At 44.6% G+C, this 13,196-nt stretch carries 11 protein-coding genes and 1 pseudogene; all 12 read right to left on the bottom strand.

The features are described 5' to 3' along the window. Positions 1–178: 178 nt before the first annotated feature. On the bottom strand, positions 179–1,597 hold the full coding sequence (gene hydG, locus E7204_RS05385) for a [FeFe] hydrogenase H-cluster radical SAM maturase HydG (protein WP_021841672.1): 1,419 nt from the start codon (positions 1,595–1,597) through the stop codon (positions 179–181). Positions 1,598–1,973: 376 nt separating this feature from the next. Then, complete coding sequence (rpmA, locus tag E7204_RS05390; RefSeq protein WP_006555123.1) at positions 1,974–2,258, bottom strand: 50S ribosomal protein L27; 285 nt, start codon at positions 2,256–2,258, stop codon at positions 1,974–1,976. Between the two features lie 12 nt (positions 2,259–2,270). Then, a complete protein-coding gene (locus E7204_RS05395) occupies positions 2,271–2,585 on the bottom strand; it encodes a ribosomal-processing cysteine protease Prp (RefSeq protein WP_295182503.1) in 315 nt (104 codons plus the stop codon). Positions 2,586–2,588: 3 nt separating this feature from the next. Next, the gene (gene rplU / locus E7204_RS05400; RefSeq protein WP_006555125.1) at positions 2,589–2,900 is read right to left on the bottom strand and encodes a 50S ribosomal protein L21; all 312 of its coding nucleotides are present in this window, start codon (positions 2,898–2,900) and stop codon (positions 2,589–2,591) included. A gap of 252 nt (positions 2,901–3,152) precedes the next feature. Beyond that, positions 3,153–3,722, bottom strand: coding sequence for a manganese efflux pump MntP family protein (locus tag E7204_RS05405; protein ID WP_295182506.1), 570 nt, complete (start codon positions 3,720–3,722; stop codon positions 3,153–3,155). 151 nt (positions 3,723–3,873) lie between these two features. Then, positions 3,874–5,304 (bottom strand): Rne/Rng family ribonuclease, encoded by a 1,431-nt coding sequence (locus tag E7204_RS05410; RefSeq protein WP_295182508.1) that lies wholly within the window; start codon positions 5,302–5,304, stop codon positions 3,874–3,876. Positions 5,305–5,325: 21 nt separating this feature from the next. Continuing rightward, entirely contained in the window at positions 5,326–6,021 is a 696-nt protein-coding gene (locus tag E7204_RS05415) for a TIGR03936 family radical SAM-associated protein (protein WP_366483548.1), read from the bottom strand. Continuing rightward, complete coding sequence (locus tag E7204_RS05420) at positions 5,993–7,876, bottom strand: TIGR03960 family B12-binding radical SAM protein (protein ID WP_295182514.1); 1,884 nt, start codon at positions 7,874–7,876, stop codon at positions 5,993–5,995. Before E7204_RS05420 ends, E7204_RS05415 begins: the two co-directional genes overlap by 29 nt. 150 nt (positions 7,877–8,026) lie before the next feature. Continuing rightward, a complete protein-coding gene (gene rodA, locus E7204_RS05425) occupies positions 8,027–9,130 on the bottom strand; it encodes a rod shape-determining protein RodA (RefSeq protein WP_295182517.1) in 1,104 nt (367 codons plus the stop codon). Positions 9,131–9,152: 22 nt separating this feature from the next. Beyond that, a complete protein-coding gene (locus E7204_RS05430; protein WP_295182520.1) occupies positions 9,153–10,706 on the bottom strand; it encodes an AAA family ATPase in 1,554 nt (517 codons plus the stop codon). Positions 10,707–10,879: 173 nt separating this feature from the next. Beyond that, positions 10,880–12,871, bottom strand: coding sequence for a penicillin-binding protein 2 (mrdA, locus tag E7204_RS05435; protein WP_295182523.1), 1,992 nt, complete (start codon positions 12,869–12,871; stop codon positions 10,880–10,882). Between the two features lie 20 nt (positions 12,872–12,891). After that, positions 12,892–13,196, bottom strand: a pseudogene (locus E7204_RS05440) (rod shape-determining protein MreD); the annotation flags it as partial.

Here is a 13,196-nt window from a genome sequence, read left to right on the forward strand (position 1 = left end):
GAGTCCGGTAGAATACCGGACCCATTCCCAAAAAGTTGCTTAATTACTTCTGTCCAAGAAAATGGGTGCAGATCAAATTATGCGTCTCTTTTTATTATTGATGACCGTGCCATATATATTCAACAATTAATATGAAGCCCGGAATCTTTTATTTTTTATATCGCTTTGAAAGTAATTCTTAGAAGCGGAAGTCCCGTTCGCCGTGTTCCATCTGTTTGATGTAGTTGGCAGATGCTTCTTTAACCTTTTCGTTGCGGATAAGGTCTAACTGTTTTTCAATAACCGCTTCACCGGTGGCTTTCGTTTCATCTGTTGCATAGTCAAGCAAGTATTCGTTGAGGGTCATCAACGCATTCGGCTGACAGCAGTTATGAATCTGGCCGCTCTTAGCCAAGGCCATGAAACGGTCGCCCGTACGGCCTGCACGATAGCAAGCAGTACAGAAACTAGGCACATAGCCAAGTTCCAACAACCAGTCAACGATTTCATCGAGGCTGCGACGATCGCTCGTATCGAACTGCGCGGAGTTGTCTTCCGGCAATTCTTCTTCTTTGTAGCCGCCTACGCTGGTACGGGAGCCGCCACTAATCTGGGAGATACCCAAGGCCAAGCCGCGTTCACGCATGCGCTGACTTTCACGAGTGGACATAATCATGCCGGTATATGGTGTAGATACACGAATTAAGGCTACGATTTTTTCAAACGTATCATCCGGCACAGCATTGCTGAAATCATCTACATCAATATCATCAGCCGGGCAAATACGCGGTACGCTGATAGTATGAGGGCCTACGCCGAATACGGCTTCCAAGTGTTCCGCATGCATCAACAAGCCTACGAAATCGTAACGGTAATGTTCAAGACCGTACAATACGCCGATACCTACGTCATCAATACCGCCTTTCATAGCACGGTCCATGGCTTCCGTATGGTACGCATAGTTACTCTTAGGACCATGTGGATGCAAGTTTTCGTAGTTTTCTTTGTTGTATGTTTCCTGGAACAAGGTGTACGTACCGATGCCCGCTTCGTGAAGTTTCTTGTAGTCTTCCACTTCGCAAGCGGCAATATTTACGTTTACACGGCGAATTTCACCGTTTTTATTCTTAATGCTGTAAATCGTTTTGATACATTCCAAAATGTATTCCAACGGATTGTTTACAGGGTCTTCACCGGACTCGATAACAATACGTTTATGGCCCATAGCTTCCAAGGCCAACACTTCTTCACGAACCTGTTCCTGCGTCAATTTCTTACGGGTAATGTGGCGGTTCTTTGCATGATACGGACAATATACACAGCCGTTGACACAGTAGTTAGACAAATATAAAGGGGCGAATAATACAATGCGGTCCCCGTAAATTTTGCGCTTAATTTCTTTGGCTAAAGCGAATAATTTATCTTTATATTCAGGCAACGGGCATTCCAATAAAACAGCTGCTTCACGGTGATTTAAGCCATTCATGGTCGCCGCTTTTGCCAAAATTTGGTCCAAAAGTTCACGATTTTCTTTATTCGCTTCCGCATAGGCCAACGTATCAAGAATCTCTTCGTGGTTAATAAACTCTTCTGCTTTAGAAGATTTTACATCGTACATACTGGTCTCCTTTACTCATACCATAGAGAAGTCCTGTGCCCTCGCCCTTTCCCAAGTACGAGATCAATGACAGTCCACACTTTGACTGTTTATTCAGGTCAAGCATACTTACTATGCACTTTACTTCTTCTATATTGAATCTCTTGAATATGTCTTATATTATACACCTTTTCTCCACTTTTGAAAACAAGAATACCTCTTAATAAGCACGTTTTTATCACTATTTGAATGATATTAGATACTCATCGAATTTTCTCATCAGCATGTCTATTTAACACGTATAAAGGCTTTCTCAGGGCTTACCGTCTTATCATATAAAAAGAAAATACAAAAAAGCCCCTGACAAAATCAGGGGCTCTTGTATATTCGTTTCAGCTTACGCTTCTACTGGGTATACGCTAACTTTACGGTTATAGCGACCAGCACGTTCGAAAGCAACTTTACCAGGAACTAATGCGAATAAAGTATCGTCTTTACCAATACCTACATTAGTGCCGGGATGGAAATGAGTACCACGTTGACGAACGATGATGTTACCGCTTTTTACTACGGAACCATCATGACATTTAACGCCAAGACGTTTGGATTCGCTATCGCGACCGTTACGTGTACTGGATACACCTTTCTTATGTGCAAATAATTGCAAATCAAAAGTAAACATTCCGTTCACCTCCTATGTTTCACTAAGTGATACAAAATCATCATATTGGCGAGCAATTTCTTGGAAGCCAAGAACCATGGTTGCCAATATAGCCTGTCCCTTTTCTGTGATTACCCCTTGTAATTCAATGGTACATTCACCGGAACTGTTCTCGTAAATACCTTGCTGTTTAGCTACTGATTGTAACCCCAAAATGGCGGTACAAGACAGTACGGAAACGGCGGCACATACGATATCATAGCCATGCTCGTCATAGCCGGCATGTCCGTTAATGGAGCAAGCAACAATTTGTTGTGCCTCATTACGACGAATATGAATCTTAATCATGACTTACGCCTGAATGGATTCAATGCGAACTTTTGTGAACGGCTGACGATGACCTTGGCGACGACGATAGTTGGATTTTGCTTTGTATTTGAAAACTAAAATCTTCTTCGCTTTACCATGTTCAAGTACTTTACCTGTTACTTTTGCACCGTCCACAAGTGGAGCGCCTACTTTAACGTCACCGTCGTTAACTACAGTTAACACTTCGTCAAACGTTACGGATTCTTCAGCAGCTGCTTCCAATTTTTCGATAGTAATTACATCGCCTTCGGCAACGCGGTATTGTTTACCACCGGTTTTAATAATTGCGTACATTGTGACACCTCCTTGTTTTCGAACTCGCTGAATACGGTATTCTCTCATGCCGGAATCGGGATGAGTGAAATTTACACACCTCTCCACGCGGCTGCAATAGTTGGGCGTACCCAAACTATGACTAATTTATTTTACATGATTAGACAACAAAAGTCAATGACCTATCTGCCTAGTTTGTCATCGACTTCTTAAAAATTAAAAGGGTTACTCAAATTCAATTAAACCATTAAAGCCGAACCGGTATCCCTGACGCTAGATAATCTGTAAATGTTGCAACAAGATTTTTAAGCCGATTAAAATGAGCACGACACCACCCAGTACTTCTTCACGACCGCCCAAAAATCGTTTTAATTGTTGCCCCAAAAAGACCCCCACCAAGGAGATAAGGAATGCAACCACGCCGATTAAACCGCTGGCACCCCAAACATTGATGTCCATAAAGGCAAATGTCAAACCGATGGCTAAGGCATCAAGACTGGTAGCAAAAGCCAATACTACAATTTCACGCCAGCTCACCAGTTGGCATATAATATGAGCTTCTTCCTCAGCAGCCTTTTTACTGTTGCGTATCATATTAATCCCCAAATACGCCAGTAAGCCAAAAATAATCCAATGATCATAGTCATTGATTTTATCCGCCAATTGAGCTCCTATAACCCAGCCAATAAGCGGCATAGCCATTTGGAATACACCAAACAAAAGGGGCATTCCTACTCTTTTTAAATCGTCCCGACTCGTGAGACAAGGGCCCTTAGCTACGGCCACTGCAAACGCATCCATGGCCAAACTTACGGCAACTAACACGAGCTCCCACATTGACATACAGCATGCACCTCACTTAAAAGGTAAACAAATAACCTAACTATTATATCGAAAAAAATAAGACTTAGCAAGCTAAGTCTTAAAAATTTTACAATCCATTAGTCACGCGCCAAAGGGCGATTCAACGGACAAAGCTTAACGCACGAATGGTTTACTCATCCCCCAAAGCGAGCAAGGAGTATGCTTCCCGGCTCATAGCCGGTTGTACTTCCACCTTAATAGTTCGTTTGCATTCAGCTTCCAAATCAGCCACAACGGCTTTCGTGAAATATTGTTTTACCTCCTCATTGACTTCAATGAGTACATTAGATTTCAAACGACCGCCTCGATATAATTCCCGTAGGCGTCGAATAATCTGTAAATACACGGTTTCCGCCGAAAATAATTGACCGGTGCCACCACATTGGGAACAAGTATCGAATAAAATACTCTGCAAGCCTTGGCGTTCCCGTTTACGGGTAATTTCTACGAGCCCTAAGGAGGTAATGCCGCACACCACGGTTTTTACCCGATCCTGACGAACCAGTTGTGTCAAATAGGCCACCAATTCATCCCGTTGTGCTTTCTTAGGCAAATCGATAAAATCACACACGATGATGCCACCAATATCACGCAGGCGCAACTGTCTGGCAATCATCTTGGCTGCCTCCCGATTCACTTCCATGGCTACTTCTCCGGCGGTGCCGGAGCGGCCCGTAAAATGACCGGAATTAACATCTATTACTGTCAAAGCTTCCGTCGTATCGATTTTCAAAAAACCGCCGGACGGTAAATCCACGGTAGAATTTAACAATGTATCAAGTTGTGACTCTACCTGCCACTCTTTAAAAATAGGCTCCGCCGAATTATGGAGCTGTAGCGAAACGGCATCCGTCATGTTAGTGATACTCAACAATTCCTGCAACCGTTCGTAAGCCCCGGCGTCATCTACAATGATTTCATTAACATCATGGCCTAAATATTCGCGGATAACGCGGAACCAAAAATCCGCATCACTGTAGAGCTCAGAGCCACCCTTGGCCACCTTGTAGCGATTTTGCAATTGCTGCCAAGTACGCCACAGAAATTCCATATCCCCGCGCAGCTCATCTGCCGTAGCTTCCGCTGCCGCAGTGCGCAGAATGAAACCGCAACCATTTGCTAAATACGGCGCCGCCATATCAGCCAATTGAGCCCGTAAATTATCATCGGTAATACGCTTGGAAATATGGAGCCCTTCCGAATAAGGCAAAAGCACCATAAAACGACCGGCCAGGCTCACGTCGGCACTGACGCGCGCCCCTTTGCCGAGCATTTCTTCCTTCACAACCTGGACGAGTATATTTTGACCTACAAAGAGTTTACCCATAGCCTTAGTCTGCTTACCTTGTTTTAAATTAAGGTACGCATTTTGCTTAAGACCAATATCAACGAACGCCGCCGACATGACGGGCAGTACATTGCGCACTATGCCCTTGTAGATATGGTTGATGGTCTCGTCACGAGTGGGACGATAAAAGGCTGTATCTACCAGCTCATTCTGCTCATCCAACACAACCATACGAATTTCTTCCGCCATCACATTGGCTACGATTCGTTTCATGGCAAACTCCTTTCTTTATACTTATACCGTTACATCTAATGGAGACAATAATTCCCCGTCCCGTTCCACCATGATTTCATGGCGATGAATGGAGTAACCGTCGGTTACAGGCCAGCCGTATTTTTCACGACCAAGTTGCCATACATCCCCCGGTTTCATGGTACCTTCCGGATATATGCCAATGCCCATGGTTAAAGTCACACGGTCACCGTCAAGGCGCGCTGTAATCGGTTCTTTTACAAAATGTTTCACATCGATAGTACGGGTTTTCTTCGGTGTCACCTTTTCATAAGCGATTTCCGGCGCCTCATTGAACTCTTTTAAAAGTTCATCCCAATTGACATCGGCCGTTACCGGACCGGATACTTCATAGACCGCATAGTTACAAATGGCCATGAGTTTTTTGACCTTATCCGGCATTTCACGGCCGGACATTACGGTGAGTCCCGGCGGTGCTACCCGGTTTAAGCGCTCCATAATGGATTCCACGGTGGCATCATCTTCCAGAATATCCATATCAAGATATTCCACTTCCGCCGTAATACCCAAGGCTAAAGCGGAGGAAAAGCTGATTTTCATATGCGGGTTAAAACCTTCCGAATAGGCCATTTTGATAAAAGCACGACGAATCATACGTTCCACGGCCTGTGCATAATCCAGGTGCGATAAAAATCGCATTTCTTCGCCCTTACTTAAGGCCAAACGTAACTTTTTCAACGCGTCCACCCTCCTGATAATCTACAATTGCCGTATTAAGTTCCGGACACACATTACAGCCGTTACATGGTAAACGGCGGCAGTCACGGGTCAAGGTTGCCTCAACGGCACGGTCCCATTCCTGTTTTAAGTATTTCTTAGAAACAGTATCATCTAGATGATCCCATGGCAACGGTTCATCAAAATCGCGGTCGCGACGGGCATAGTAATCAGGATCGATGCCTGTATTTTTGAACGCCTGCATCCATTTATCGATGGAGAAGAATTCAGTCCACCCGTCAAACTTACAGCCTAATTTCCACGCTTCAATCAATGTTTTCGCCAAACGACGATCGCCGCGGGCAAACACCGCTTCCATATAACCGGTAGCCCCATCATGGTAATGATAGGAAATATTACGGTTATTGATGAGCGTTTTTAAATATTGCTGTTTACGATGAATTTCTTCCACCGACTGCTGGCCGTACCACTGGTATGGGGAATGACTCTTCGGCACGAAGAAGGATACGCTGACCGTTACCTTGCCATTTCGTTTGCCCGTGATTTCACGATGTAAATCAAGTACTTTATAGGCCAAATCGGCAATACCTGCCACGTCCTCATCTGTTTCGGTCGGCAAGCCCATCATGAAGTACAATTTAACCGTATTCCAGCCCGACTTAAAGGCATTCGTACAAGCAGCGACTAAGTCTTCTTCGCTAACCCCTTTATTGATTACGTCACGCATGCGCTGTGAGCCTGCTTCCGGCGCAAACGTCAAACCACTCTTACGAACCTGCTGCACTTTTTTGGCAATATCAATAGAAAACGCATCAATACGCAAGGACGGCAAGCTTACGTTGACCTGTTTATCCTTAAATTCTTCCATGAGCATGTCCACCAGTTCCGGCAAGCGGGAGTAGTCGGCGGAGCTCAAAGACATAAGGGAAATTTCGTTATAACCCGTATTGGCAATGATTTCTTTCGCCAATTGAACCAGTTTTTCCGGTGAGCGTTCACGCACCGGACGATACAACATACCGGCCTGACAGAAACGACAACCACGAGTACATCCGCGGAACAATTCCAATACGGCCCGGTCATGAACGACATCAATATACGGTACCACCGGTTTAGTTGGATAGAAACAGTTGTCCATGTCTTCGATGATACGTTTCTGTACTACTGCCGGGGCCTCTTCGGCCAGCACTTTCATGCCTTTGAAGTCCCCTTTTTCGGTATACTGCGGTTCATATAAAGACGGAACATAGTTGCCCGGAATCTGCGCCATTTTGCGCAAGAGCCCTTCTTTGCCGCCCGGGAAGCCGGCCGCTTTTTCTTGACGATAAAGTTCTACCATCTCAACGATGTGCTCTTCCGATTCGCCAAGATTTACAATATCTACGAAATCGGCAATCGGTTCCACATTATATGCGCAAGGACCACCGGCCGTAATGAGTGGGAAGGACAAGTCACGGTCTTTACTGTAAAACGGAATACCGCCCATGTCCAACATGTTTAAAATGTTGGTATAACTCATTTCATATTGTAAGGTAAACGCCAAGAAATCAAAATCCTTAACCGGTGTCTTCGTTTCCAAAGAATACAACGGAATGTTGCGTTTCCGCATTTCTTCTTCCATATCATGCCACGGCGCGCATACGCGTTCTGCCGCCACATAAGGTAATTCATTGAGCAAGGAATATAAAATCTTAATACCTAAGTGACTCATGGCCACTTCGTATACGTCAGGAAAACCAAAACACATGGTAACATCCATATCTTTGTGATCTTTCACAACGCTATTCCATTCGCCGCCTGTATATCGCGCGGGCTTTTGTACATGCTGCAACCAGCTCGCATCTAATTGAACCATAGGACCTCCGATTCAAAATCTATCATAATGGCAACTTTCTGAAGTTGCCTTTTACTTTCATTAAAACATTTTAAAACTTCTGCTGTGACTATTTTTATAGCCTCTGCTATTAACTTATAGGGCGTAATTTTAATCAATCTAAAAATAAATTTAGAACATTAACTTCTTGCGATGCATTGCAATATTAAGCAATAAACCGACACTAATCATATTCGTGGTCAACGCGCTGACACCGTAACTGATAAACGGCAACGGAATCCCCGTAACCGGCATAATACCGGTCGTCATACCTACGTTAACGAGCACTTCGAATACCAACATGGAGCCGATGCCGGTAGCTAAGAGTGTACCGAAAGTATCATTGGCACTGCGGGCAATCATAATACTGCGATAAATTAAAAGGAACAATAACAATAACACGATTACACAGCCTACAAAGCCTAATTCTTCCCCGATAACGGAGAAAATAAAGTCTGTATGATTTTCCGGCAAGAAGTTTAACTGACTTTGCGTACCTTCAAAAAGGCCCTTACCTAGAATCATACCGGAACCGATGGCGATTTTCGACTGAATAATGTGATACCCGGCCCCAAAGGGGTCAATATTCGGGTTTAAAAATACTAAAATACGTTGTTTCTGGTATTCTTGCAAAACGAACCAACCTAACGGTGCCAAAACAACGGCAACGCCTACGATAATTTGTACCAAGCGCATCCGAATGCCTGCTACGAAGAGCATGCCGCACAAGATGGCCAAATATACCAAAGATGTACCAAGGTCAGGCTGTTTAAATACCAATAAGGTCGGAATCCCTACATATAATACTATCGGCACCAGCGATCGAAAGCTGTTCAGTTTATTCACTCGATTTTCCATCATTTGCGCCATACTGATAATCATGAGTAATTTCGTGAATTCCGACGGCTGGATGGTGATTGGCCCGATTTGGATCCAACGCTGCGCACCTAAAGCGGATGTACCGATAAGCATAACCGCTACCAACAGTAATATGGTAATAAAATACAGTGGCCGTCCCCACGAACGAAGGCGACGATAATCAAACCATTGCATCATAACAATAACTACTGTGTTAATTACAAAAAACATAAGTTGTTTACTCACTAAATCGTTTATGTCGAGACCATCACGATTTACATGAGTGGCACTGCCAATGATGACAACACCTACGCTAATGAGCAGGAGCGTACAAACTACGACGGTCCAGTCCCATTCGCGCCAGATTCTATGCCACATATATACCTCCTAGCGCATACGGCTACGACCATAGGCTTGAAATTTTCTTTTTAAAAACTTCAAACAAGCTCATTTTCTTAGGCTGTGCCGGTTCTTCTTTCTCTTCTGCCGATTCATCTGTTACTGCTTTAATTTCAGCAGCCGTTTCCTCAGCAACTTCTTTCGCTTTATCTACTACTTCTTCGGTTTTATCTTCTACAGTTGCTACTACTTCTTCAACTTTATCTGTTACAGCTTCTACTAAGTCCTCTGCTTTTTCTGCCACCGCTTCAACTTTGTCTGAGGCGGCATCTGCCACTGCTTCAGCTTTGTCTGAGACGGCATCTGCCACTGCTTCAGCTTTGTCTGAGGCGGCATCTGCCATTGCTTCAGCTTTGTCGCTTACAGAATCAACTATATCTTCCGCTTTAGCCGCTGCCGTTTCAGCCGTAGATTTGGCTGCTTCAACAGCTACTTTCGCCGAAGATGCCACCGGTGCGGTCATCTCGGTTTTAACCGCCTCAACCATGGATTTGGCTTCAACCGCACTATCCTCGGAGGCTTCATCTGCCACATCGCTGACAGCCGGAACGGCACCGACTTTAGCACCATTGCTAACCAATTCATTTTGCGTAGCCACATCACTATGAGCGGACACAGAATCCTGACTTACTTCACCGGTCTCAACTTCGACGCGTTCGCCTTCAACAATTCTATCTACCATAGGCTCAGCGGTAGCTGCTTCGGCTACTACCGGAGTCTCTGCCGCTTCGCCTTCAGTGTTAGCAGTTGGCGTTGTTTCTTTTGCGGCTGCTTTCGAGGTTTCTGTTGCTGTTTCCTCAGCCGACTGTAATTGATACCAGCGGTCCAACAATTTTTCTTCCGGCCAAACTTCAGATGTTTCAATATATTCAAGGAGCGGTACCATCATGGTATCCACCGCTTCATCGCTAAATTCATGTAATGTGCCATCCTGTGCCCAGCCCATAAGTTTAGTGCTGTGTGGCAAGATTGTTGCCAATTGTTCTACCTGCAACGTCGCCAAGGCTTCTTCAACCGCTACAGCTACTTCACTGCGCCCTACGTTATTTAAGATTAACGCATAGTTGAACTGACGCTCTTCATGACAAAGCTGCATAACACGCTGCACCGCACGAAGCGATACCCACATAGGTTCTGCTACGAGTAATAATTGATCGGCTGCTTTGAAAACAGCTTCATTGCCGCGACCGATACCGGCCGGTGCATCAATAATGACAAAGTCATAACTTTCCGCTAATTTTTTTATGAGTTTTGCATAGCCTTTGCGACCTACATCTTCCCAGCGGCGAGTCTGAGTTGCCGGTAAAAAGTCAAAATCGTCCGTTAATGGTATGATGGCACTGTCTTGATTGCAGTTATCTTTCCAAATATCTACAGCATCAAAAAAGATATCATTTTCTTTGCCGATGACTAAATCCAAATCACGCATCCCAAAATCAGCATCGGTAATTAATACGCGATGACCTCGACGATTTAAAGCAGCACCAATATATGCTGTCATTGTAGTTTTACCAACGCCGCCCTTACCGGACATAATAGCAATAACCTTTCCCATGGCAACTCCTTTCCTTTCTCACTACCATAACCCACTACACAATCAATCTCAAACATACCTATAGCAGTAAAAAATTGCCAAAATAACACATAACAAATACTAAAAATATAAACACTAAACAAGTAGTAAAATTATTAACATTTAACAGTTAAATTTGAATCCTAAACAATGTATTAACGTTGTTGCGGTCCTGTTACCGCTGTATTCGCTGAATTATCACCGGATGCATCAGTTGAACCGCTGGCTGTATTGCCGGTATTAGTTGAAGTAGTTCCCAACGAATTATTATTCGTTACACTATTGGTGTTGCCACCGGTTGTCGAACCATTCGCATTAGTGCCGTTTTTATTGTCAGTACCGGCGCCGTTAATATGGAAATATTCAGCTAATACGTCTCTAACGATTGGACCGGCCGAACCGGCACCAAAACTACCTTGTTCTACCAAGGCTACTACAACAATACGCGGTTTATCATACGGTGCATAGGCTACGAACCAACCATGGTCGCGGCCGGTGGAGTTTTCCGCCGTACCGGTTTTACCGGCGATTTCAATAGGCCACCCTTTAAAGAGGGCCCCGGCTGTACCACCTTCGGCTGTTACGTCGCGCAATGCATTACGGATTAAATCCATAACTGTTTTTGAAACCTGTAATACGCCCATTTTTTTAGGCCCGAAAATTTCTGCCGGTGTACCGTCGCTATTATCGATACGACTGACTACATACGGTTGGTACCGAATACCGCCGTTAGCTACTTCCGACATCATCATGGCCATCTGAATCGGCGTTACCAAGGTAAAGGATTGACCGATAGCCGCATCAAAGGTTTCCCCTAAATACCAGTCTTGATCAAATACTTTACGCTTGTATTCCGGACTTGCCAAGTTACCGCTGGATTCACCGTACAACTTAATGCCCGTTTTTTCACCCAATCCGAACAACTTCGCAAAACGGTCCAGTTCTTCAATACCTACACGATTACCCATTTCATAGAAATATACGTTATCCGATTTGGCCAAAGCTGTATTAAAATCAAGCCAGCCCAAAGCTTCACCTTCGGCATTTCGCTTATCGATTAACCAGTGACGACCACTATCGAATATCATCTCGTTAGGCGTTACTTTTTTAAGTTCCAACGCAGCTGCACCGGTTATGATTTTAAACGGTGACCCCGGCGGATATTCACCGGAAATAACCTTATTATCAAACGGATGATTCGGATCATTATTGAGTTGATTCCATTGCGCCGATGTAATGCCGCGGGCAAACCAGTTCGGATTGAAACCCGGTGCACTTACCATAGCGAGAATGGCTCCCGTATTCGGATCCATGGCCACAACCGCCGCACCTTGAGCCGGTATACCCTGTGAACGAAGCGATGTCAATTGATCGGCCACCGCTTTTTCTGCCGCTTTTTGTAACGGTAAATCAATGGTCAAATGAATGTCCCGGCCCGGAATAGTATCCTTACGGCCCACTTCCGCTACGGATCGACCGGTAGCGTCTACTTCTACCTGCTTACCGCCGTCGATACCGCGCAATACATCATCATACATTTTTTCAAGACCGGAACGCCCCAAAATAGTGCCCGGTCCTACCGGTGTTTCCGGGTTTTCCGCTTTAAGCTCATTCAATTCATCTTCGCTCACTTCACCTACATAACCAAAGAGCTGGGATGCCAAAGAATCATAGGGATAGTATCTCAATGGCTCTACATCAATAGTTACGCCAGGCAATTCATGGCGATGTTCTTCAATCATGGTTACGCGGTCCATCGTAATATCCGTGGCCAAGCGAATCGGCTCGTAGCCGCCCTTATGGGCTGCAATTTTACTTTGAATCACGTCCGGCTTAATGTTAAGCATCGTAGCCAAACGATTAAGTTCGTCCGGATCGATATCTTGACCGGTCGGTACAATGGATACCGTATAAGCCGGCCTTGAACCGGCTACAATCTGACCGTTACGATCATACATGACCCCGCGCGCCGCTGTTACCGACACCATGCGCAGGCGATTGCCTTCCGCCTTGGTATGGTAATATTCACCATCCATAATCTGCAAATAAAATAAGCGAATAATAAGAATAATGAATATAGCGCTCACTATATACATTAAGGCATCAAAACGGCCTTTTTTATTCTTTTTATATAATGCTTCAAGCACGCCGATGCCTCCTTAATTGACTACCAAATATATTCGTCTTTCTCCTCCATATTCCATAAAATTTCATGGATCATGATGCCTAAGAGGCCGTTGAGCCACCAAACAGGCCAAATATGATGCCATAAATACGAACCTACGAGGATATCTTCACGTCCCAGCCAGAGCATGGCAATGCGGAAAATAATATCCGCCAATGTACCTACGGAAACCCAGGCAAAGGTAATATACCACTGCTCTTCATATACGCTGAATGACCAAATACTCACAATATACGCAACGGCGATATACGGGAATAAATGAAGTCCAAAAGAATTCGAAATCAAAA

This window comes from Veillonella sp., from assembly GCF_015058545.1.
Lineage (GTDB): Bacteria > Bacillota > Negativicutes > Veillonellales > Veillonellaceae > Veillonella_A.